Here is a 23,802-nt window from a genome sequence, read left to right as displayed (position 1 = left end):
CTAAGCTCAGTTGTAATTACCACCATTACAACCACCACCATTACCAGTGTGGGGGCGGGCTGACTATACCCTGAAGAATTGCAAACAAGAAGCCCGCTCCCATCCAGGAGCGGGCTTTTTTGTTTCCTGGGCGGGCGCGGTAATTAAAGGAGATACAGATGAAAGTGATGAAGTTCGGCGGTACCTCGCTGGCAAACTGGCAAAGGTTTGAAATGGCAGCAGAAATTGTTCTGACCAGTGCCAGAGAAGAGCAAGTGGCCACAGTACTGTCGGCGCCGGCAACCGTAACCAACAATCTGTTGGCCATGGTCAATATGGTGTTGGCCAAGGGGGATGTTGACGAGGCCCTTGCCAAGGTGGCTGAGGTATTTGAAGCCTTGTATGCCGATGCATCTGTATCTCTCGCAGAGGAAGCCAGACAGCAGTTGAAGAAGGTATTGGCACGGCAACTGGCGAGTTGGCGCGCAAAATTGGCAGGAGTTCAGCTTCTCGGGGAGTGTCCTGACAGTGTGCGGGCCGAGATCCTGGTAGCCGGGGAGCGACTCTCGGCAGCCTTGATGGTTGAAGTGCTCAAAAATAAGGGAGTCAGCGCCGGTTTACTCGATCCGAGGGAATTATTCCTAGGTGTCGGTACACCCCTGGAGTCTGTGGTGGATATCGCCGTCAGTAAGCCCAGATTTGCGTTGCTCAAACTCGATGAGCAAAGAGTGTGGGTTATGCCCGGGTTTACCGCCGCCGGTGCCGATGGCAAGGTGGTGACTCTGGGACGCAATGGTTCGGATTATTCGGCCGCAGTTCTGGCAGCCTGTCTGGATGCCGACAGCTGCGAAATCTGGACAGATGTCGATGGGGTATACAATACCGATCCCCGGGTGGTTGCCGATGCCAAGCTGCTCTCTCAGCTCAGTTATCAGGAGGCAATGGAACTTTCCTATTTTGGCGCCAAGGTGCTGCACCCCAAGACCATTTCACCCATAGCCCAGTTCCAAATTCCTTGCTACATCAAAAACAGTTTCAACCCCCAGGCGCCGGGTACTCTGGTATCCAATCAGCCGGATCAGACCGGGCTGCAGGTCAAGGCGATCTCCAATCTGGACAACCAAACCATGTTCAACGTTTCAGGCCCGGGAATGAAAGGCATGGTGGGTATGGCGTCGCGTATTCTGGAGTCCATCGCCAGAGCCAAGGTTTCGGTATCACTAATCACTCAAAGCTCCAGTGAGTACAGCATTAGTTTCTGTGTGGCCACTTTGGATGCCCCCAGAGTCAAGTGGGCGCTGGAGCAGGAATTTGAACTAGAGCTCAAGAGTGAACTGTTGGAGCCGCTGGAGATGCGGGATCAACTGGCGATAGTATCCCTGATAGGTGACGGTATGCGTACCCACAAGGGCGTGGCCGCGCGCTTCTTTCAGGCTCTGGCTCAGGCCAGTGTCAATATCATTGCCATTGCCCAGGGTTCGTCCGAGCGCTCTATTTCTGCCGTGGTCGAGCAGCGCAAGACGCGTCATGCGGTGGCGGCCTGTCACCAGGGCTTTTTCGATGTGCAGCAGTATCTCGATGTCTTCCTGGTTGGTGCCGGTAACATAGGTGCTGGCTTGTTGGAGCAGATAAAACAGCAGGAAGCCATGCTCAAAGGGCAACATATCAGCATTCGGGTTTGTGCCATCGCCAACTCAGGCAAGATGTTGCTCGACGCCGCCGGTATCTCCCTGGCCGATTGGCAGTCAAGGCTCAACGATTCGCCCGTTGCCTTTGATCTGACACAGATGTTGGCCTGGGCCAAGGAGCAGCAGTTGCTCAATCCCGTATTGCTGGATTGTACCTCTTCGGATGTTATTGCCGGTCGTTATCTGGATGTGATGAATGCCGGTTTGCACGTGGTGACACCTAATAAGAAGGCCAATACCCGTGAGCTGGCTTTTTACCGCGCGCTGCGGCAAACCGCGCTGGCTCAGCGGCGTCAGTTCCTTTATGAAACCAATGTCGGCGCCGGTTTGCCGGTTATCGATAACCTGAAAAAGCTGCTGTTTGCCGGTGATAAGCTGTTGCGTTTCCAGGGGATACTCTCGGGTTCGCTGTCGTTTATCTTCGGTATGCTGGATGAGGGGATGAGTCTGTCACAGGCCACGGCCATTGCCCGGGAAAAGTGCTTCACCGAGCCGGATCCCAGGGACGATCTCAATGGTATGGATGTGGCGCGCAAGGTGTTGATTCTGGCCCGGGAAGTGGGCTTGCCGCTGGAGCTGGATGATATTCAGGTGGAGTCTGTCTTGCCGGATGACTTTGATGCATCAGGCGATGTAGCCCAGTTTATGGCGGCTTTGCCACAGCTGGATGCCGCCGTTGCCGAGCGAGTGGCTGCTGCCCATGCCAAGGGTAAACGCCTGCGTTATGTCGGCCAGATAGATGAATCAGGTTGCAGGGTGCGTATCGCCGAAGTGGCGGCTGATGATCCCCTGTTCAGCGTCAAAGGTGGTGAGAATGCGCTGGCTTTCTACAGCCGCTACTACCAGCCGATCCCCTTTGTGCTCAGAGGCTATGGCGCCGGTACTGAAGTGACGGCTGCCGGGGTGTTTGCCGACTTACTCAGAACCCTCAACTGGACTCGGGAGGTCAGCGCATGAGTCAGTTTGTTCCCGCCAATGTCCCCGTGACTGTCTATGCGCCCGCCTCTATGGGAAATGTCGGTGTCGGCTTTGATTTGCTGGGCGCCGCACTGGCCCCCATTGATGGCAGTTTACTGGGGGATACAGTCACAGTGGGCGCCGCGCCTTGCGGCGTTTCTCTGACTCAACTTGGCCCCTGGGCTCATAAGCTGCCGCAGGAGCCGCAGCAGAATATTGTCTATCGCTGCGCCGAGTTTTTCCTAGGTGAGGCCGGGATCAATCAAGGCGTTTCCTTGACTCTGTCCAAGAATCTGCCGGTTGGCAGTGGTCTTGGTTCCAGCGCCAGTTCAGTGGTGGCAGCGCTCTATGGTCTCAATGAATATTTCAACCGTCCCTATGATGAGCAGGCCTTGCTGGCGTTGATGGGGCGTTTTGAAGGGGAGATCAGCGGCTCGGTGCACTATGACAACGTGGCGCCTTGCTATTTGGGTGGATTGCAACTGATGCTGGATTTGCCCGGGCGTATCTGCGAGCCCTTACCGGCCTTTGATTCCTGGTACTGGTTGGTGGCCTATCCCGGGATTTCATTGTCGACGGCGGCAATGCGCGCCTTGATGCCGAACCAATACGACAAGGGAACCTGTATAGAATTCGGTCGCAATCTCAGTGCCTTTGTTCATGCCTGTTACCGCCAGGATGAGGCACTGGCGCTGACTGTGTTGAAAGACGTGTTGGCTGAACCCTATCGGGCCGAGGCTATCCCCGGGTATCTGGCGGCGCGGCGCGGATTGTCTGAGCTGGGTATGTTGGCCACCGGGATTTCCGGCAGCGGCCCAACCCTGTTTTCCATCAGCGGCGATCTGGCCCGCGCCGAGCAGGCCAAACGCTACCTGGAGCAACATTATTTAACCGAAGCGGGCGGCTTTGCCCACATCTGCCGCCTGGATATTCAAGGCACCCGGATATTGTCCTGAAACGCATTTTCATCCAAAAAAAGAATTTAAGGCATCAATATGGAATTCTATAACCTCAAGCACCCGGCACAGCGGGTAAGTTTTACTGAAGCGCTCAAGCTGGGTCTTGGCATGGACCGAGGGCTCTTTTTCCCAACCCGGATCCCGAAACTGGCAGATGTCGATGCCCTGTTGGCTCTGCCTTTTGTCGAGCGCAGCAAACAGATACTCGGTGCCTGGCTCGCCGATGAGCTGGGGCAGGACTGTGTCGACAAGCTGGTGGAGAAGGCGTTTAATTTCCCTCTGCCGTTGGTGCAGGTGGATGAGCAGCGCAGTTGTCTGGAGCTGTTTCATGGGCCAACCTTGGCTTTTAAAGACTTCGGTGCCCGTTTTATGGCTCAGTGTCTCAACCAGCTTGGCGGCTCAGAGCCTCTGACTATTTTGACCGCTACCTCAGGGGATACAGGCGCGGCGGTGGCCGATGCCTTCTTTGGCCTGGATAAGGTGCGGGTGATGGTGCTCTATCCCAAAGGCAAGATAAGTGAGTTGCAAGAAAAGATGTTTGCCACTCTGGGCGGCAATATTCACACTGTTGCGGTCGAAGCCGACTTCGATGCTTGTCAGCATTTGGTCAAGCAGGCCTTTGAAGACAGTGATATTCGTGACGGTTTACACCTGAACTCGGCCAACTCCATCAACATCAGCCGCTTGCTGGCGCAGATCTGTTATTACTTTGAAGCGGTTGCCCAGCATAGAAAGCAGCATCAATCGGCGCCGGTTGTCAGTGTTCCCAGTGGTAACTTCGGTAACCTGACCGCGGGTCTGCTGGCCAAAGCCATGGGATTGCCCATCAAGCGCTTTGTGGCGGCCACCAACAGCAATGATACTGTACCGCGCTATTTGAGTTTTGGTGATTGGGCACCGCGGCAGACTGTTGCGACCATGTCCAACGCCATGGATGTGTCCGAGCCGAGTAACTGGCCCAGAGTGGAAGCGATTTTTGCTGAGATGAAATGGCCGTTGTCTGACTTGTCCGGCTTGGCGCTGTCCGAGGGGCAAACCCGTCAGGCCATGCTATCGCTCGAGCAGACAGGTTATCTGGCCGAGCCTCATGCGGCGGTGGCAGCCGAGGCACTGCGCTTGTCATTGAAGGAGGAAGAGCAGGGGATCTTTCTGGCAACCGCACATCCGGCCAAATTCAAGGATGTGGTCGACCGCGAGCTGAACATCAGCCTGCCACTGCCGCAGGCGTTGCAAAGAGTGGCCGATAAGGCGTTGCTGTCGGCTGTTCTGCCGGCCGATTTTGATAGCCTTAAACAGCACATGTTTGCGGTTCTGGATGAGGAATTATAGTCTGGTTTTGGAAGCCAAGCAGGCCTCCAAAATTAACAGTTAGATGAAATATCTACAGCTGTAGGTTAATAAACACAGATCCAACTGATAAACAATACGTTGGATCTGTGTTTGGCTTGGCAGTGCCTACCAAGTGCATTATCAATCCGGATGTGGATCTGAGCCGGTTTGGTAGTCGAAGGTTGGCATGGCCCAGTGATACTTTATAGCCAGCATCCTCAAACTGAACCCTAGAGTGAGGCACAGGCTAAGATTTAGCCATTCAGTCAGTTGCCATTGCGATAAAAATACATAGAGCCCGGCCGTGATAATGGAGATCACAGCGTACAACTCTTTGCGGAATATAAGCGGCATCTGATTACAGAGAATATCGCGAATAATACCGCCAAAAACCCCGGTAATCACTCCCATCACCACAGCGACAACTGGGCTGAAGCCCAGCAGCAGGGTCTTTTGAGCTCCGACAATGGAAAACACTGCCAGGCCAAGAGCATCGATTGCCAGAAACAGCTTTGACAGGTAACGCATCACAGGGGCGATTATCACCGTCAGCAGTGAAGCAAAGCCGATAGCCACCAGATAATGCCAGTTTTCTACCCAGATTAACGGGTAGTTACCCAACAAGATGTCTCTGAGCGTGCCGCCGCCTATGGCGGTAGCACAACCTATAATTACCACGCCAAAGAGATCCATCTGTTTTTTACCCGCCGCCAAGGCACCGGTCATAGCTTCGGCCAGTACACCAATCAGCCAAAGTATGGCGATAAACTGAGCTTCTTGCATAATATTCGCATCAAAATAACGGAGGATCAGAATTCTGCCGGAAAACACCACAGTTTAATAGTGATTTTATTTAAATATTTGGATTAGTTTTATTTATGTTTTATTTGAGTTGTTTGGATTCTTGTTTTGTAGTTTTATGATTTTAAATGGTTTTGTATTTTTTGTGCATGAGGATTACTGATTGATTTTTATGTTTGTCTTGCTGTCGGTTTGTTTGGGTTTGTTGTTGCTCCCAATTAGGTGAAAACTTCAGTTATTCAGCTTTGCGCTCCTGGCGCTGTACAGTCAAGCCGAGCAGCGCTAGAGTGTTTTGGCCTCATGTATCTTAATGTGGGGCAACTGGATGTGATATGGGGGATAGATGATAGATTTCAGAAGCGATACCGTGACTCAACCTACTGCTGCGATGCGTCAGGCCATGGCGGCCGCGCAGGTGGGCGATGATGTTTACGGCGATGATCCTACGGTAAATCGCCTCGAAGCCCTGGCCGCCGAGATGTTCGGCTTTGACAGTGCCTTGTTTACCAGCTCGGGCACTCAGGCCAACCTGTTGGCACTCATGTCCCATTGCGAGCGGGGCGATGAATATCTGTGTGGTCAACAAGCCCACAATTACAAGTTTGAAGGCGGTGGTGCGGCCGTGTTAGGCAGTATTCAGCCTCAACCACTGAACAATCAGGCCGATGGCAGCATAGCGCTTGAAGATATTCGCGCTGCCATCAAACCCGATGATTTTCACTTTGCCCGCACCCGTCTTTTAAGCCTGGAAAACACCATAGGCGGAAAGATATTGCCGCAGGAGTACCTGGCCAAGGCGCAGCAGCTGGCCTTCAATCACGGTTTGAAAATCCATCTCGATGGCGCCAGGGTGGCCAATGCGGCTGTGGCGCAGGGGTTGGAGATAGCCGATATAACCCAGTATTTCGACTCGGTATCCATCTGTCTATCCAAGGGGTTGGCGGCACCGGTTGGCTCTTTGTTACTCGGGGATGAGCGGCTTATTCACAAGGCGCGTCGCTGGCGCAAGATGCTGGGTGGCGGAATGCGCCAGGCCGGGATCCTGGCTGCTGCCGCTGAGTTGGCCTTGACTGAGCAGGTGGCGCGCTTGGCGGAAGATCACGCCAATGCCAAGGCTTTGGCCGAAGGTTTGAGTCAGTTGGATGAGCTGGCACTGGATATGAGCCAGGTACAAACTAATATGGTGTTTGCCACTTTGGCCGATGAAGTGGATATTGAAGCTCTGGTCAAAGGCTTGTTGCAGGAAGGAGTGCGTATCAGCGGCGCTCGGCAACTACGCTTGGTGACGCACAAAGATATCAGCGCCGCCGATATCGACAAGACTCTGCAGGCCTTCAAGCGGGTGCTCAGTCTGGTTTGAGCATGGGCCATTACGGTGCAGCAGGAGTTATCCTGGTGCACCGTAATGGCATTTATGAGCATAAGTGTGGTGTAACTTATTGAATTATATTGATTGAATGTTTGGCGTCCAATTTGCTTTAGTTCAAGTGAGAATTCCAATCACAGGTGAATGCGAGGACGCAAACATGAAATACTACAGTCGGCGTTTGGTTAAACATGAACATCTCAACCCGGCGGGAGCCTTGTTCGGTGGACAGTTGATGAGCTGGATTGATGAGGAAGCCGCCATCTTCGCCGCATGCCAGATGAAGAGTGTCAGCCATGTGACCAAGCTTATCTCGGAAATCAACTTTATGACCCCGGCCAAGCTTGGGGATGTGATTGAGTTTGGCCTCGAGCTTATCAGCCTGGGACATACTTCCATCACTATTCGCTGCGAAGTGCGCAATAAATTGAATCTGGCGCCTATTGTCAGCATTGACAAGATGGTCTTCGTTAATGTGAATGAAGCCGGTTTGCCCGTGCCTCACGGTATGAGGGCCAATGCCGCCTGATAACTCTGATGTTTGAATGTGCTTGCCAACCGGGCAGAACTTTGCCCTGTTGGCTGGCGAGAAAGGGCTTGAACTTCTTGGACGTGATGGCTCAGTCTTTCAATTCTTCCTTGACCGATTTGGCGGCATCACGGGAGGCGTGGCCGATTTCACGGGTCACATCCCGGGTGGTGTGGCCTATCTCCTTGGTCACGTCTCTGGTGGTGTGGCCTATGGTTCGGCCGGTTTCCTTGAGCTCGGCACAGGCGCCAAGACTGAGTAATGCAGCAATAAGCAGTAATGTTTTCATCATTTTATCCTTATAGCTTGCCGGTCAGTTGAGCGTATTTTACCAGCAATTCGTCTTGGGTTTCCTGATGTTCGGGATCCTTGTCTATACAGTCTATAGGGCAAACAGAAACACAGGTTGGGTTGTCGTAGTGGCCAACACATTCGGTGCAGCGCGCCGGATCTATCTCATAGATCTCTTCCCCCATAGTAATGGCTTGGTTGGGGCACTCGGGCTCACACATGTCGCAGTTAATGCAGCTGTCATCAATGATTAAGGCCATTGCCTTGTATTACCTCGGAATTACTTATCCTGCCGAGCAGGTTTTCGGTCAACGCTTGGCGCACAAAACAGTAGCAGGTGCAGCCCAAACTAAGTCATAGCACAGATTTTATCACAGGGGGAGCACCTCTGTCGGCAGCACTATTATTGATAACCAGCACGCATGACTACAACGGGATTGTTATAGAGCACTATGACTTGCGTAAAACGAAAGACTGCCTGAAGGCAGCCTTTCGTGTAAGGTTGGGAATATACTCAGGAAGACAGGACTCACTTGGTTACGGCGTGGGGATTGCGGGTGTCCATCCCCTCCGGCAAGTTACGCAGCAAGATGGCTGAGTCCAGTTCCAAATCGGCCGGTACCGGCATGTAGACGGTATGGCCCGAACCTAAACCTGCCTCAATGGCTTCGCCCTTACGGTTTTGCAAGCTTTCCAATATCAGGTTGATGTTGCCCTGCGGCGTCATCATCTCCAGGCTGTCACCCAGCAAAAACTTGTTCTTCACTTCGATTTCGGCCAGGCCTTCGGCGTTACGCTTACCGGTAAACTCACCGACAAACTGCTGGTTGTCACTGATAGAGTGGCCGTATTCATAGTTCTGGTACTCATCGTGAACGTGACGCCGCAGGAAGCCCTCGGTGTAGCCTCTGTGGGCCAAGCCTTCCAAGCGATTCATTAAGCTGCGGTCGAAGTCTTTTCCGGCTGCGGCATCGTCTATGGCCTGACGGTAAAGCTGCGCCGTGCGGGCCACGTAGTAGAAGGACTTGGTGCGGCCTTCAATCTTCAATGAATCCACGCCGATACGGCTCAGGCGCTCCACATGCTGAATGGCGCGCAGATCTTTGGAGTTCATTATGTAGGTGCCGTGCTCGTCTTCGAAGGCCGGCATATATTCGCCGGGACGGTTGGCTTCCTGCAGCAGGAAAATCTGATCGCTGCTAGGGCCCTGGCCCAAAGTCGGCTGCTCTATCTGCACCGGGTTGACTGCGACTATGTCGCCGGTTTCATTTTCCTTGGCCTCGTGGGCATCATACTTCCAGCGGCAAGCATTGGTGCAGGTGCCTTGGTTGGGATCGCGCTTATTGATATAGCCGGACAACAGGCAACGGCCGGAATAGGCCATACACAGTGCGCCGTGAACAAACACTTCCAGCTCTATGTCCGGGCAACGCTGACGGATCTCTTCAATTTCATCCAGTGATAGCTCGCGGGAGAGGATCACGCGCTTGATCCCCTGAGACTGCCAGAATTTAACCGAGGCCCAGTTGATGGCGTTGGCCTGTACTGAAAGGTGTACAACCTGTTCGGGAAAGGCTTCACGAACCATCATGATGAGACCGGGATCTGACATGATGAGGGCATCCGGCTGCATAGCAACCACTGGCTCCATATCCTTGATATAGGTCTTGAGCTTGGCATTGTGGGGAGCGATATTGCTGACCACATAGAGTTTTTTACCCAGAGCATGGGCTTCCTGAATGCCTGTAGCCAGATTTTCCATCTTAAAGTCGTTGTTACGTACCCTTAAGCTGTATCTGGGTTGGCCCGCATATACGGCGTCTGCACCATAGGCAAAGGCATAACGCATATTTTTCAGGGTCCCGGCGGGAGACAGAAGCTCTGGTTTAAACATAATTTACTCTCAATTAACGGCAGTCCGGCGGTTGCGCGACTTGGCAGCAGGGGCGGCATTTTACTTAATAAAAGTGGGGCTATGCAAACATCGCAAGATAAGTGTTTTAGTAAAGGATGTTGATTATAGCATTTCGGAGCAGCAGTTCATCTCGCCGGGGAATATCTGCTAAGGGGTATTTTATTCTATAAATCAATATTCCCCCCACAGCGTCGTCGGCCTGGTGATACTCTCCGCCACGGTTTGGCACAAATCCTAGAGATAACTTATTACCTAAATAAATTAGTATTAATCTGTGACCTACTGTCGATTTCAGGTGTTGGCTTTAAACGAATTGATATCATTTGACGCTTTTTTACGCTCGCGGCCACCTGGGTTACTGATATACTGAGTCACAGTATTTGAACAGTTTTTTTACATTGGAGAGTGCATGTCTACCGAACATCAACTCTTGGTTGGTTTGTTGCGGAAACTCAAGAACGATACCCTGGTGCTGCCAACCTTGCCGGAAGTAGCCATGCGGGTGCAGGAAGTCGTCAGTCGTCCCGATTCAAGCTTGAGGGAAGTTGCCGATATCATAGGTCAGGATGCCGCCATATCGGCGCGTATGATCAAGGTAGCCAACAGTGCTTTCTACAGCCGGGGGATCCCGGCGGAAAACATCAACAGCGCGGTGACCCGTATAGGTTTGGCGCAGATAAAATCTATCGCTACCTCTATCGCCATGGAGCAGTTGTTTATCTCCACCAACGAGATGGTGTGGGAGGTCATGGACGAAGTGTGGCGCACTTCAATAGATGTTACTGCTGCGGCCGGAGCCATGTTACTTATCTATAACAAGACCCATCCGGGTAGCGGCCTGAATTATGATACTTTGACCCTGGCCGGGTTGGTGCACAATATCGGTGCCTTGCCGGTACTGACCGAGGCCGAGGCTCACCCAGAGCTTTTTGGCAGTATAGATCAGCTAAGAGCTTTGGTGCGCAAGATGCAAGGGCCGATAGGGAGAGCGGTACTCAAGAGCTGGGACTTTGCCCCGGATGTGATGGAAGTGGTCGAACGTTGGGCTGATCTGCCCTATCTGCCGGATCATGTGACTTACCTGGATTTTATTCGCTCGGCGGCTTTTTATACCGGTGAGTTACGAGCCGGCGCCGAGCTTGAACAGCGTCTGGAAGTCTTTGTCGACAGAGGCTTACCCGTCAGTGCCGAACTACTTGGCTGTGATGAGTTTTTGGACAAATATCACTCAATCAAGCAAAGCTATGAGTAAAAGTTAAAATAATTCATTTCGATCATTAACGGGAGAATACCGCTTTGATGATAGGCCCATGGTTGCTTTCTATCGCGTTAATTACTGTGTTTATTCTCCTTTTGTGGCGCCGCCAGCGTCAAAAAGAGCGGCGTTTTATCAAACAGCTCGGCAAACAACTCGACAATCAGATAAAAGCCCGCGCGCCACTCGATCTCCCTTGGGTGCCGGTCGCTTTTTATGATTTGGTTAATAGCCTGGAAAAGTTGCTGCAGGCGCTTCCGCCACCTGTGGGGAAAGATAAACTCACAGGCCTTGCCAATCGGGTAGGGCTCAAGCGCAGCGTGACCGCTTTGATGCCGCTGCAGCAGGGGACTATGGTGCTGCTGGACATCTACCGTTTCCGTTACGTCAACGACCTGTTTGGCTTTGCCTTTGGCGATCAACTGCTCAAGCAGATGGCAGATCGCCTGCTGGGGTTGCAACATGCGCCCAGGTTATTGGCGCGAATGAATGAAGATGAGTTTTTGCTGTACTTTGAGCAACAACAGACAGAGGAGGATCTTCATCGGTTGCGGGGACGGCTACAGGTTCCTTTTGATATTAAAGGTACGCCTTTGAGCCTCCGCATCCAGATGGGCTATCTGGATTTGCATGCGCATCATACCGATCTCAGCTTGATGTTGCGCCGCCTGGATCTGGCGCTGAAAAAAGCCCGTAATAGCCGTGATCTGCTGGCCGGTTATCAGACGGGTGAAGACAGCATTCAAATGCGCGAGCTGGAGATCATCAATAGTCTACCCAAAGCGTTGAAAACCGGTCAGTTGTATCTTGTTTATCAGGCCAAAGAAGAAGTGAGCAGCGGCCTTTGCCGCCAGGTCGAAGCGCTTATTCGCTGGGAACATCCTAAATTCGGCGCCATTTCTCCAGCCGAGTTTATTCCGTTGGCCGAGTATTCCGGCATGATAGGCCTGGTGAGTCATTGGGCGCTTGAGCAAGTGATGTTACAGCAGCGTAAGTGGCGCAGTGGCGGCTTTAAAGTACGAATTGCACTTAACCTATCGGCGCAGGATCTCAACAACGGCTGTATGTTGCAGGAGATTGAACGCCAATTGCAAGAATACCAGTTGCCGGGTGATGTGCTGGCGCTTGAGATCACCGAGAGCAGCTTGATGGCCGACCTTGAGCAGGCGATTAAAATTTTACAACGTTTGCGGCAACTGGATATTCGTCTGGCGATAGATGATTTTGGTACCGGGCACTCGTCATTGGCCTATTTGAAGAATCTGCCGGTAGATGAAGTTAAGATCGATAAGGCGTTCAATGAAGAGCTGCTCAGTAACAGTAATGCCAAGCATATAATGCGCGCCAGTATCCAGATGGCCAAGTCATTGGGTTTTGAGGTTACAGTTGAGGGGGTTGAGTCTATGGCGCTGAAACAGGTGCTAATTTCTATGGGGGCCGACCAACTACAGGGAGATATTATCGCCAAACCCAAAACGGCGCCGGAATTGGAATACTGGTACGCTAAACACAGCATTCATGCCAAGAGCGCAGGCTGAGTTCAAAGGAATTAAATCTGTTGTAGTTGAGCGCCCAATTGTTCAAGCAGCGTTGCCGGCATGGGGCAAAGTTGGCGCTGACGATTCATGCACACCATTTCCACTCGGCCGTTGACTGCTGCTCTGACAGCGTTTTCACGCCAGATCTCTTGCTCCCACACGGTGCGATATTTGCTTTCGAAGGCAAAACGGGTGCGGATATCCAGGATATCGGCAAACTCGACTCCCTCCTGACAAATAAGCTCGGAGCGATAAACGGCAAAGCCCACTCCCTCAGATTGCCACAGGCGTTTTAATTCGTTGGCACCTATGACTTGCTCACGGGCGCGTTCGAAATATTTCAGAAAATTGGGGTGATACACCACGCCGGAAAAGTCCGTATCTTCATAGTAGATCTGCAATTGAAAATGAAACCAAGGGCTGAAGCTGAGCTGCATGCAAATACCTGTAATTGAGTCGCGCCCGGCAGTTTAACACTGTGATAGGCAAAGATGAGCACTCAGAAGCGACCATTGTTGATTATTTGCTGATATTGACCGCTTTGTTTCATCTGTCGCAACCCTTTATCCAATGCCTTGGCCAACGTCGGTGAATCGGCATCCTGTAGTGAGAATGCCAGGAATATTCGGCTCTGATGGTTGGGAAATGCCGGCAGAATCTCCTCTTTCACCCCCATACGTTTGATAACGCCTTCGGCTACCTTGTCGAACATAATGGCGGCATCGATACGATTGAGCAGCAAGAGATTGAGCAGTTGCTCCTGACTGGCAACCTGTACCAGTTGCAACTGTTTGCTCAGCTCGGAAAACTCATCGCCATATTCATAACCCTTGATAACCCCAACGACACTCCCCCTCGGAAGTTGCCATTTGTTTTTGGCACTCAGTGGCCGGTTTTTGTTGTAGTAGAAGGAGGCGTTGGCAATAAACAATGGCTCTTCACCGAACAAAAAAGCCGCCTCAGTACTGCGCTCACGAGTCACATTGAACACTCCTTGAACCTGTCCCTTTCGGGCCATCATCAAGGCTCTGGAGTAGGGCACCACCAAGCTTTCCACTTGGATATGTTCAATAGAAAAAGCCGCGGCTATCAGTTGGTGAGATAAGCCTTGCCCGGTTCTGTCGGCGAAAGGGGGCCAACTGTCTTCGGCGGCGAGTAAGACTTTATTCTGAGGGGTTGCCCTGGTTGACTCGGTAGGTAATATGCAAAGAAAACAAATTAATACAGTTATTATTCCAGATCTCATTCTCGTCCTTGGGTTGAGCGGCCCGGTTATAAAGACTAAAAATAGTACCTGAGTCTTAGTCTTTTCGATAGTCTCAGCGAGACAAGTTTTTGAGTTGTGAGCTTGGCGACATTTACGTTATACGGGTTTGCATTACAATAATCATTAGATTAATCTCATTAAAAATTTTCTAATGGATGAGGTAGTACCATGCCAGAAAAGATCATTGAACTCGAAACCAAAATGGGCAAAGGCTGGAAAGTGACGGCGCAGGTGCGTGAGCATACCTTGGTCATTGACCAAGCTTCCGCCGGTAACGAAGGAGCCAATCCGCTGGAGACCTTCCTGTTTTCTCTGGGCGGCTGTATTTCTGCTATTGCCAGAATGGTAGCCAGAGAGCAGAAAATCGATCTCCGGGGAATGAATATCAAGGTGCGTGGCGAGATGAATTCCGACGGGTTGCTTGGGAAACCCAGTGAGGATCCTGTTGGGTTTCGCCGTATTACCCTGGATGCCGATATCGATGCCGACTTGACGGCAGAACAAAAGCAGCAGTTTCTCGATACTGTCTGCCATCGTTGTCCCGTGCATGACAACCTGTTGAGCGCTTCCAGAGTAGAGCATCAAAGCGTCTGAGGCCTGAAGCTTCAATTGCTCTTGGCTTGAGCACAGCCAATCCTGACCAAGCCCGGGCTAAATAAAATAAAGCGCTGAACCAGGCCTGCTGCGTGAATACTGACAGGCTGACAGATAACCACTGACTCAGACGGCAAAATGCCGTTGCGCCTCCTACACTTGCAAGGGAAGATGCAAGTGTAGGGAGAACAGAGCAAAGGAGGCGAAAATGAGTTATATCGATGTGATGGTCGCTCCGGTTCCAACGGCCAAGAAGCAGCAGTATCTTGAGCATGCACGCAAGGCGGCGGGGTTGTTTAAGTCTCAGGGCGCTTTGGAGCTGGTAGAATGCTGGGGGGATGATGTCCCGGAAGGTAAGCTTACTTCCATGCCTATGGCGGTAAAGCGCCAGGATGACGAGACTGTGGTGGTTTCCTGGATCGTTTGGCCGGACAAGGCTACGCGCGATAGAGGCATGCAGTTCATCATGACAGATCCTTCCGTTCCCGAGACTCTCGGTGATATGCCGTTCGATGGCAAGAGAATGATCTGGGGCGGCTTTGAGATGCTGCTCAAGGATTAGTTTTTCTTTGACGCCTCAATAAAACAAGGGATGCCGTATGGCATCCCTTGTTTTATTGAGGCTCCTTATTGACCCAGACAGAATCAATCTGAACCTGAGCCTATGTTTATTTGCGCCTGCTGCCGGGCGATAGCGGCATTGAGCCTGTCTTTGACATGGCCGGGCGACTTGGTGTTATAGGACAAGAGTCGATACATGGCCGGGATCACCAACAGGGTGACAAAGGTCGCAAACGCCATACCGAAGAACACCACAGTACCCACGGCAATACGGCTCTCAGAGCCGGCACCAGTGGAGAAGATAAGGGGAATCGCGCCGACAATCGCGGTGAAGGAGGTCATCAGGATCGGCCGCAAACGCCGCGCCGAGGCATCGATAACCGCCTGTTCGAAGGCCAGCCCCTTGTCTCGCAGTTGGTTGGCAAATTCGACTATCAGAATACCGTTCTTGGTTACCATGCCTATCAACATGATCATCCCTATCTGGCTATAGAGGTTGAGTCCTTGTTGTGTCAGCCACAGACCAAGGAAGCCGCCGAATACCCCCATAGGGACGGTCAACATCACCACCAGTGGGTTGATAAAGCTTTCGAACTGAGCCGCCAGTACCAGATAAACCACCAAGAGGGCCAAACCGAATACCAGCAGCATGCTGCTCTGGTTTTCCTTGAAGTCTTTCGACTCACCTGTGTAGCTGATACTGATATCACCGGGCAGGGATTCAATCGCCTTGGCGTCGAGGAAATCCAGTGCTTCCCCCAGAGTGGCGCCATCCATGAGGTTAGCTTTGATGGTGATGGATTTTTGTTTATTGGTATGGCTCAGTCGCTGCGGCGAGGCGACTTCTTCGATATGCGCCAGGCTGTCGAGGGTAACCAGCTCGCCCTTGCTGGTACGCATATAGATCTGGCTGAGGTCGCTCATGTTGCTGAACTGTTTTTCATCTCCGCGTACGTAGACATCATACTCTTCACCCCTGTCCACATAAGTGGTTTGTTTGCGGCCGCCGAGCATCACCTCCAGGGTTTCCGAAACATCGGCAACACTGACACCAAGCTCTGCCGCCCTTTGTCTGTCAACCGTGACCAGAAGCTCAGGGGTGGTTTCGGCATAATCGAGATCGGCGCCGCGCATCAGGCCGCTGCTGTTGGCCTCCTGTTGCAGCAGTTGTGCCCATTTGAACAGCTCTTTATAGTCGGATCCGCCGATCACAAACTGCACCGGCTCACTGGAGCGGCCACGGAAGCCGGGTAACATGGGACGCACCATCACATCGGGAATATCTTTCAATACCTGGGCTATCATCACCAGCGCCTGCTCGGCGTTGATATCCCTGTCTTTCCAATCCTCGAGCTGCATGATCACAAAACCTGTCTGATCACCGGCGCGGCCACCAAAGGCCGGCGCCTGCACACTGAAGGACTTGAGCACGCCCTGGCCCAGCAGCGGCATCAGCCTGTCCTGTACTATATCCATGTTGGCTGTCATGCGGTTATAGCTGGTGCCTTCGGCGCCCTTGATAAAGGCGAAGATCACCCCGCGGTCTTCCTGTGGCGCCAACTGAGCTGGAATATGGTTTACCAGCAAGGCACTGCCGCCGATACAGGCGAGGATCACCAAGGGCGCCGCAACCTTGTGACGTATGGCAATGGCCACCATGGCGCGATACTTAAGCTCGAGCGCCGCAAAGAAGCGATTCAAGGCGCGGTTGAAGGCGTTGGGTTTGACATTGGCCTTGAGCAACTGGCTGCTGAGTACAGGAGTCAGTGTCAGCGCGACCAGGGATGAGAACAGTACTGATACCGCCAGTAGCACGGAAAACTCGGTGAACAGTAAGCCGACCATGCCTTCCATAAAGGAGATGGGCAGAAATACCATCACCAATACCGCCGTGGTGGCAATAACGGCAAAACCCACTTCGCGGGTGCCCTTGTAGGCGGCCAGCAGCGGATCTTCCCCGCGCTCTATGTGGTGAAAGATATTTTCTACCACCACAATGGCGTCATCCACCACCAGGCCTATGGCCAGGATCAGTGCCATCAGGGTCAGCAGGTTGATGGAAAAGCCCATGAAGTAGGCGGCCATAAAGGCCGAGATCAGCGATACCGGCACAGTCACTGCCGGAATTAGCGTTGCCCGCAGCTGGCCGATAAAAATATACAGCACCAGCAGTACCAGCGCCGCCGTAATATAGAGGGTGTAATACACCTCGTCTATGGCCTGATCGATAAACACGGTCGAGTCGTAGTCCACATACAGCTCGGTACCGGCCGGCAGAAACTTTTGCAGTGCGTCCACCTGCTTGTAAACATCTTTGGCGACATCCAGCGGGTTGGCATCCGATTGCGGTACTATCCCCAGGCTGAGGTTGACTATGCCGTTGCTCTTGAAGGTGGAGTTCTCATTTTCGGCGCCGACAAACACTTCGGCTACATCCTTGAGATAAACCGGCGAGCCGTTTGCGCTGCTGACCTGCAGATAGTCGAACTGTTCAGGACTTAGATAGAGGCGGGCGGTGCGCACAGTCATCACAGTGGTGTCGTTACGCAGCTCGCCGCCGGGGGATTCCATATTCTCCGCCTTGAGGGCTGCAAGGATATCCTGCACAGTGACATTGCGACCGGCCATCTGCTCAGGCTTGAGGCGCACATACATCACCTTGTAGAGGCCACCTGAGATATCCACCGAGCTGACCCCCGTGATCAGGTTGAACTTATCTTCCAGTACCCGGCGGGAATAGTCGGTGAGCTGGGTACGATCCATCTCGCTGGAGCTCAAGTTGACATAGATGGAGGGCTCGCCCGAGCCGTTGTCTTTGGAGACTATCGGGTCGTTGGCCTCTTCCGGCAGCCGGCGCTGCGCCCTGGCCACCGCATCACGGACATCGCTCACCCCTTCGGTGAGGTTCCAGCCCAATTTGAAGGTCACTGTGATCCGCGACATGCCGTTGCGGCTCACCGAGGTGATTTCATCGATACCGCTGATGCCTGTCAGCTCATCCTCAAGGTTTTTGGTGACCTGACTCTCCATGATAGAGGCGCTGGCCCCTTCATAGGTGGTCATCACAGTGACGACCGGGCTCTCCACATCCGGCATTTCCCGCACCGACAGCTTGCTGAAAGACACCAGACCAAAGACACACAAAAGCAGGCTCAGCACTATGGCACTGATCGGCCGTTTGACCGAGACATCGGATAACAACATCAGTGAAGCTCCCCGGTCTGCTGTACCGCTTCGGCGGTCAAGGGCTTGACGCTGGCGCCATCACGAATATTCACCAGCCCCTGCACCACAATGCGATCTCCCAGGCTGACGCCATCTGTGATCAGTACCAGATGTTCGACCCGGGCGCCCAGATGCACTTCGGTTCGGTGGGCTATGTTGTTTTCATCTATGCGATAGACATAGCGCTTGGTGCCGGAATACTCCAACGCCTGCACCGGCACTACCGCCTGGTGCAGTGGTGGGAAGGTCAGGGTGGCCGACAGCATCATGCCCGGTCTCAAGCGTTTGTTTGGGTTGTTGAATTCTACCCGCACCCTGACATTGAGGGTATCCGGGTTGACTCTGGGATCTATGGCAATCACCTTGCCCTGAAACAGTTGGCCGTTCCAGGCACTGCTGCTGCCTTGAACCTGCATGCCGACACTCAGTTGCGACAGATAAGACTCGGGTACCTGCAGATCGAGCCGCAACAAGCTCAGATCATCGAGACTCAAGAGTTCGGTTCCCTGGCTCACCAGCTTGCCCTTGCTGAAATCCACCAGGCCCACTGTACCGGAAAAGGGAGCCCGCAGATGGTGGTAGGACAGTTCGGCCCTGGCCGAGGCCAGTCTGGCTTCGGCGATACTGACGCTGGCGCGTTGGGCATCAATTTCTGTCTGGGTAATGGCGTTACGGCCGATCAGTTTTTCATATTCGCCCAACTTACGCCGCTCATCGGCCAGATAAGATTCGGCTTCCATCACCGCCGCTTTGGCCTTGGATTCTTCCAAAACCAGCAAGAGCTCACCCGCCTTCACCTCTTGATTGGAGCGCACCGCGATAGCGTCTATCTTGCCGGCGACTTGAGGCGCTATGGTGACAGAGCGTTCAGCTTCCAGCTTGCCGATCAGAGTCAGGGATTGCGCCAGGGATTGCTCTGTGACTGTGGCGGTAATTACGGGAACGGCGGCTTTGCCCATCCCCATGCCTGAGCCGGGCTTTTTGACGGTATTTTCTGCCGTTGGAGTTAATAGGAGATAGGTGGCCACACAAAGGCCAAGGACCAGGAGTCCGATATAAGGTTTTTTCATTGTGTCCCATCTGATGCCGTTAGAGATCCGCTAGGATCTGATTGCCGCCTATTTTACGGGAGCCTCGAGCATAAAACTGGTAAATCAATGTAAAAAAGCGCAAATTCCGGTGCGAAAATGTGACTGAAAAACTTATCTTGGAAATGTTTGTCATCAGTCGAACTAAGCAAGGTGCGAACAAGTCCCATGTGTGCTCTGCGTCGACTTACAGGCATGGATGTAAGGCGTGGTTCGCAGCAAATGGTCTAGTCCTTTGCAAGAAGCATTCCCTAAGTAAGTACATAAAGTGACCTTAATAGATGAGTCAGATATTTGGCTAAGGTCAATATTGTTTGTTTTTTATGAGGTTTGGTCGACACATTTTGATAATAATGTGAATAAATCTATTTATTTGTTGTTTGCTTGTTTTTTGCCGTGGTAAATAGAAGGCTAAAGAGATAAAAGCCTTATTTTACAGTCTAGTGTGTTGTTTGTCTCTCATCGAAAAGTGGAATAAACACAGGGTGAAATACAAGCTGGTTACCATGAACAAGCAAATATTTATCAGTCCTTATTGGCGTTTTGACGGCAAACAATTCTTAACCTTACTGCTTTCCTGTATTGGCAGTTTTATATTGGTCAGCCCGTTATTGGCCGATGACACAGAGCTTTATGTTTACGAGTCTTCATCGCGTACAGGTGCTCGACCGCAAATGCTAATTATTTTCGATAACTCCGTCAGTATGGGTAATTATGTATACGATGTGGATGAGAGTTATTTCCCCGGCGCAGGTGGTGGCGCCCTTGAGCCCAAGAAAGAGTTTATTTATTTCACCAAAGGAGCACCGGATTCCGATAATATGCCGGTTCCGGGTAAGCAGGATAAAACCTGGCGTTTTCTGCGCAGCAATAACGGCTGTCAAACCTCCTGGGAGTATCTGAATAAATATGGAATTTATACCGGGTTTGTTCGTGAGTACAGTTTCTCCGGGCAAAATGGCACCTGGAAAGAGTTGCCGGAAAATAATGGCGCCAATATCACTCTGGTAGATTGTTTGGAGGATATTCAGGATGAGCGTTATGGCAATGCGGCTGGGATACCCGATGGTTTGCCGCTGGATAGCGTCGGTAACCGCAATCAGGTGATCAGCTACACCCAGGTCAGCAATCGTTCGACCGAAGCGCAGAAGAAGGCGGCCAAGGACGCTGCAGGGCGTACAGGTTTTGGCACTGGCCGCGTGGTAACCCTCTATACAGAAGATTATTTGCGCTGGCATCACAGTGATAAGAAAAAGGTCACCAAGACACGTTTGCAACTGGCTCAGGAAGCGATTCAGAACGTGATTGTGACAACTCCCGGGGTAGATTTGGGGCTGGCCATTTTCAACTTAAACCATGATAGGGAAGGCATGCGCGATGGTGGGCGGATTATCTCCGGGATTAAACCGCAGAGTGCCGACAGTAAGATAGCGCTTATTAAAAGCGTCAATGATATTACCTTCGCCCAGAATACACCCTTGTGTGAAACTCTCTATGAAGCCTATCGATACTTTAGTGGCCAAGGGGTGTATTTCGGTGATGATGATAGTGATTACACTTATTACCGGCGTGATGAATGGGGAAGGCTCAGAGTCGTAGGTTATTATGATTCCGCCAATACCCCGCAGCAGGATATGAGCATTATCAAGAACGGTATTTATGAGTCGCCGTTCAAAAAGTGTCAGAACCAAGCCTATATAGTCTATATCACAGACGGTGAGCCGACGTTGGACAAGGCCGCCGACGGCTTGGTGCAGAGTATGACCGGGGGCAAGGATGCTTATGTGAGCAGTAATCGTCGCCGAAGTTATCTCAGTGCCCTGAGCAGTTGGATGGCCCGTAATGACGTTAACCCCAATATGGCCGGCAAACAGACGGTCAATACTTTTACCATAGGTTTCAGTGAGGGGGCGGCCAGGGCGGAAGCCTTATTGAGAAAGACTGCTGAAAAAGGCGGCGGCCGTTACTTCGATGCCCAGAATGCCAGCAAGCTGCAGTCGGCAATTCAGTTGGTGGTCAATCAAATTCTGGAGAAGAATGCCAGTTTCACCTCGCCCTCAGTGGCCAGCAACAACTTCAACAAGGTACAGACCTTTGACTCTGTGTATTACTCCATGTTCCTGCCCAACAAGGGCCCCCGTTGGCGTGGCAATCTCAAGAAATTCAGGGTGACAGGCACAGGGGATGTGGTAGACAAAAACGGCAATCCGGCCATTGCCGACAATGGCAATATCAATACTTCGGCCTGCTCTTTCTGGAGTTCTCAGGCCGTTTGCAACGCCGGTGGTGATGGCGATGATGTCACCAAAGGTGGGGTGGCCGAGGCCCTCTATAACCAACAGCAGCGCACTTTCTACGGTAATTTTGCTGCCAAAGGTGGTTTGTCGCCTCTGACCAAGGTCGCGGCCAGCAGTTACGCCGGCGGCGAGGCCAAGCTGGCGCAGCATATGGGAGTAGATAAAAGCCAACTGCAGGATCTGTTCGACTGGGTTATCGGCAAGGATATTGACGATGACAACCAGAATAACAGCCACAGCGATAAGCGCCGTGACCTTCTGGGCGACCCCTTGCATTCCAAACCTTTGGCGATAGATTTCGGTTTGTCCGCAAAGAACCCGGATATCCGTATTCTGCTGGGCAGTAACCACGGCATGTTGCATATGTTTCAGGACAAAGGGGACTCGGTCAATGAGAGCTGGGCCTTTATGCCCTGGGAGTTTTTACCCAATCTGGCAACGCTCAGGGCCAACGTACCTTCCGGCGTGCATTCGGTTTATGGTTTTGATGGCTCACCCGCAGCTTATATCAAGCGCAGCGGCAACAAGATGGAGAAGGCCTGGGTATTTATGGGGCTGCGGCGTGGTGGCCGTGGTTACTACGCCATGGATGTGACCAATCCGGATAAGCCTAGTCTGATGTGGCATATCAGCGCAGACTCGGCCGGCATGAGTGAGTTGGGGCAAAGCTGGGCCAAGCCTGTGGTGACCACCATTCCAGGTCAGGGTGACAAGCCGGTACTCATCTTTGGAGCAGGGTACTCTCCGGCCAAGGATACTCTTGAGGTCGGTGGCGCCGATAGCCAGGGCCGCGGGGTGTTCATTCTGGATGCCGAAACCGGCAAGTTACTCCACAGATTTGGCCCCGGCGGTGATACGCCAATGCCGGGGCTGAGGGACAGCATTCCCAATTTGGTCGCGATTCTTGACAGCAATAGTGATGGCGTTACTGACCGTATCTATGCCACAGATACCGGGGCCAATGTTTGGCGACTGGATATGGCTGGTGCCGACAGCAAACAATGGAGTGCCTTCAAGTTTGCTTCTCTTGGCGGCAGCACAGAAAATACCGACAGGCGCTTCTTTGCTGCCCCTGTGGTGGCGCAAACCATGTTTGGCAATCTGAGCGAGAACCGTGTCACGGTCAATGGCCAGTCAAAGATGGTGATTTCGGCGCAGCAAGTCCCTTACGATGCCGTGGTGGTCGGCTCCGGACTCAGGCCATCTCCATCGAACACCAGTCGCTCGGATATCTTCTTTGTTCTGCAGGACAGAAATACCCTCAGCCGGAGTTTCAAGGGCAAGGCAGTGCCTCAGGCACTGACGTTGGCGGATCTTTACGATGTGACGGCCAAGGCACCGGCTTCAGAGAAAGAGCACATCGCTTTTGGCCGTAAGCGTGGTTGGTATTACGACTTTACCCGCAATGGTGAAAAAAGCCTTGCCGATGCCAGTATCATCAAAGGGCGGGTTTTCTTTACCTCCTATGTGCCTGGCTCGCAGACTTCCAGCAACCAGTGTTTGGTTGTCGGGCAGGGCTATCTCTATGGCTTTGATCTGCACAAGGGCACCCGCAGTTTCACAAAAACCTATCTGGAGATGGGGGAGAGTGTTCCGGATACACCGCAGTTGGTTGTGCCGCCCAATATCAGCAGTGATGGTACTGTGGCCGATAGCTATATGTATTTGATAGGCATTGGCAATGCCGGCGAAAAGATGGAGAAGGTGATGCCGGATCCCGGCTGCCCACCCGGCGATCACAAGTGTGTCGGCGGTGGCCCGGCCACTAACAAAATCTATTACTATCAGGCCAATTGAGGAGCGGATGATGAATAAGCTGATATTGCCTTTGGCCATACTCTTGAGCCTGCCTCTGGCTGCCGCACAGCCCAAGGGGCGACGTCAGGACTATAAGTGCCTGGTGGAAACAACAAGAGCGGCGCAGGAGATTATTCGGGTCTCTTGGGATCCGGCCAAGGCCGAGCTCTACCAGCGGCAGATGCCGGGAATGAAGCTGGAGCGGATAGGTAACCGCGGCAAACGCCATTATGTGCGTGAAGTGTTTGAGTGTGTGCCAAGAGAGCAGGCGTTTCGCTCGGACAGTGGCAGGCAACTAGACGATTCTGAAGCCGGCCTGGGTTAAAGGAAATAAAAAACGGAGGCGTTTGCCTCCGTTTTTGTACG

Annotated in this window: 19 protein-coding genes and 1 other annotated feature; of the genes, 11 read left to right on the top strand and 8 right to left on the bottom strand. The window is 52.4% G+C overall.

Annotated elements, in window-relative coordinates:
- The first annotated feature begins 3 nt into the window (after positions 1-3).
- Positions 4-124 (top strand) — a sequence feature (Thr leader region).
- Between the two features lie 34 nt (positions 125-158).
- Genes thrA through thrC form a run of 3 tightly spaced genes read left to right on the top strand, consistent with a single transcriptional unit; the run spans position 159 to position 4,912 of the window.
- A complete protein-coding gene (thrA, locus tag CX650_RS05280) occupies positions 159-2,624 on the top strand; it encodes a bifunctional aspartate kinase/homoserine dehydrogenase I (RefSeq protein ID WP_101095198.1) in 2,466 nt (821 codons plus the stop codon).
- Positions 2,621-3,580 (top strand): homoserine kinase, encoded by a 960-nt coding sequence (gene thrB, locus CX650_RS05275; RefSeq protein WP_101095197.1) that lies wholly within the window; start codon positions 2,621-2,623, stop codon positions 3,578-3,580. The genes thrA and thrB overlap by 4 nt, the downstream gene beginning before the upstream one ends.
- Before the next feature lie 39 nt (positions 3,581-3,619).
- Positions 3,620-4,912, top strand: a complete 1,293-nt coding sequence (thrC, locus tag CX650_RS05270; protein ID WP_101095196.1) for a threonine synthase — start codon at positions 3,620-3,622, stop codon at positions 4,910-4,912.
- 141 nt (positions 4,913-5,053) lie between these two features.
- On the opposite strand, the gene CX650_RS05265 is transcribed toward thrC, so the two are convergent.
- A complete protein-coding gene (locus tag CX650_RS05265; RefSeq protein WP_039034237.1) occupies positions 5,054-5,695 on the bottom strand; it encodes a trimeric intracellular cation channel family protein in 642 nt (213 codons plus the stop codon).
- A gap of 361 nt (positions 5,696-6,056) precedes the next feature.
- Between CX650_RS05265 and ltaE the strand changes: the two genes are divergently transcribed.
- Together ltaE and CX650_RS05255 are read left to right on the top strand one after the other, a co-directional pair.
- Positions 6,057-7,073 carry a low-specificity L-threonine aldolase gene (ltaE, locus tag CX650_RS05260; protein WP_101095195.1) on the top strand — a complete coding sequence of 339 codons (1,017 nt, stop codon included), beginning with the start codon at positions 6,057-6,059 and terminating at the stop codon, positions 7,071-7,073.
- Positions 7,074-7,239: 166 nt separating this feature from the next.
- Positions 7,240-7,608 carry an acyl-CoA thioesterase gene (locus CX650_RS05255; RefSeq protein WP_025009448.1) on the top strand — a complete coding sequence of 123 codons (369 nt, stop codon included), beginning with the start codon at positions 7,240-7,242 and terminating at the stop codon, positions 7,606-7,608.
- Positions 7,609-7,699: 91 nt separating this feature from the next.
- On the opposite strand, the gene CX650_RS05250 is transcribed toward CX650_RS05255, so the two are convergent.
- From CX650_RS05250 to trhP, 3 genes are all read right to left on the bottom strand, one after another.
- Complete coding sequence (locus tag CX650_RS05250) at positions 7,700-7,897, bottom strand: hypothetical protein (protein WP_373297519.1); 198 nt, start codon at positions 7,895-7,897, stop codon at positions 7,700-7,702.
- Between the two features lie 10 nt (positions 7,898-7,907).
- On the bottom strand, positions 7,908-8,159 hold the full coding sequence (locus tag CX650_RS05245; RefSeq protein ID WP_028779037.1) for a YfhL family 4Fe-4S dicluster ferredoxin: 252 nt from the start codon (positions 8,157-8,159) through the stop codon (positions 7,908-7,910).
- 269 nt (positions 8,160-8,428) lie between these two features.
- Entirely contained in the window at positions 8,429-9,793 is a 1,365-nt protein-coding gene (gene trhP / locus CX650_RS05240) for a prephenate-dependent tRNA uridine(34) hydroxylase TrhP (protein WP_101095194.1), read from the bottom strand.
- A gap of 430 nt (positions 9,794-10,223) precedes the next feature.
- Between trhP and CX650_RS05235 the strand changes: the two genes are divergently transcribed.
- Complete coding sequence (locus CX650_RS05235) at positions 10,224-11,066, top strand: HDOD domain-containing protein (RefSeq protein WP_039034241.1); 843 nt, start codon at positions 10,224-10,226, stop codon at positions 11,064-11,066.
- A 47-nt stretch (positions 11,067-11,113) separates the two neighbouring features.
- Positions 11,114-12,607 (top strand): putative bifunctional diguanylate cyclase/phosphodiesterase, encoded by a 1,494-nt coding sequence (locus CX650_RS05230; protein ID WP_101095193.1) that lies wholly within the window; start codon positions 11,114-11,116, stop codon positions 12,605-12,607.
- Between the two features lie 11 nt (positions 12,608-12,618).
- Here the strand turns inward: CX650_RS05230 and CX650_RS05225 are convergent, their stop codons facing one another.
- Both CX650_RS05225 and CX650_RS05220 read right to left on the bottom strand, forming a co-directional pair.
- Entirely contained in the window at positions 12,619-13,044 is a 426-nt protein-coding gene (locus tag CX650_RS05225) for a thioesterase family protein (protein ID WP_101095192.1), read from the bottom strand.
- Between the two features lie 62 nt (positions 13,045-13,106).
- Positions 13,107-13,853, bottom strand: a complete 747-nt coding sequence (locus tag CX650_RS05220) for a substrate-binding periplasmic protein (RefSeq protein WP_101095191.1) — start codon at positions 13,851-13,853, stop codon at positions 13,107-13,109.
- 189 nt (positions 13,854-14,042) lie between these two features.
- On the opposite strand from CX650_RS05220, the gene CX650_RS05215 reads away from it, so the two are divergent.
- Complete coding sequence (locus tag CX650_RS05215) at positions 14,043-14,468, top strand: OsmC family protein (protein ID WP_039034245.1); 426 nt, start codon at positions 14,043-14,045, stop codon at positions 14,466-14,468.
- A 208-nt stretch (positions 14,469-14,676) separates the two neighbouring features.
- On the top strand, positions 14,677-15,030 hold the full coding sequence (locus tag CX650_RS05210) for a DUF1428 domain-containing protein (RefSeq protein WP_039034246.1): 354 nt from the start codon (positions 14,677-14,679) through the stop codon (positions 15,028-15,030).
- Between the two features lie 83 nt (positions 15,031-15,113).
- Here the strand turns inward: CX650_RS05210 and CX650_RS05205 are convergent, their stop codons facing one another.
- Positions 15,114-18,233 (bottom strand): multidrug efflux RND transporter permease subunit, encoded by a 3,120-nt coding sequence (locus CX650_RS05205; RefSeq protein ID WP_101095190.1) that lies wholly within the window; start codon positions 18,231-18,233, stop codon positions 15,114-15,116.
- Positions 18,233-19,324: an efflux RND transporter periplasmic adaptor subunit gene (locus tag CX650_RS05200; protein WP_071476814.1), complete on the bottom strand. Its 1,092-nt coding sequence runs from the start codon at positions 19,322-19,324 to the stop codon at positions 18,233-18,235. Before CX650_RS05200 ends, CX650_RS05205 begins: the two co-directional genes overlap by 1 nt.
- 524 nt (positions 19,325-19,848) lie before the next feature.
- Between CX650_RS05200 and CX650_RS05195 the strand changes: the two genes are divergently transcribed.
- On the top strand, positions 19,849-23,436 hold the full coding sequence (locus CX650_RS05195) for a PilC/PilY family type IV pilus protein (RefSeq protein WP_101095233.1): 3,588 nt from the start codon (positions 19,849-19,851) through the stop codon (positions 23,434-23,436).
- A 10-nt stretch (positions 23,437-23,446) separates the two neighbouring features.
- Positions 23,447-23,761, top strand: coding sequence for a TapY2 family type IVa secretion system protein (locus tag CX650_RS05190; protein ID WP_101095189.1), 315 nt, complete (start codon positions 23,447-23,449; stop codon positions 23,759-23,761).
- Positions 23,762-23,802 lie beyond the last annotated feature (41 nt).

The sequence above is a fragment of the Shewanella indica genome, assembly GCF_002836975.1.
In the GTDB taxonomy this organism is placed as follows: domain Bacteria; phylum Pseudomonadota; class Gammaproteobacteria; order Enterobacterales; family Shewanellaceae; genus Shewanella; species Shewanella indica.
The sequence above is the reverse complement of the archived record's forward strand: the minus strand, read 5'-3'. Positions and strand labels throughout refer to the sequence as shown.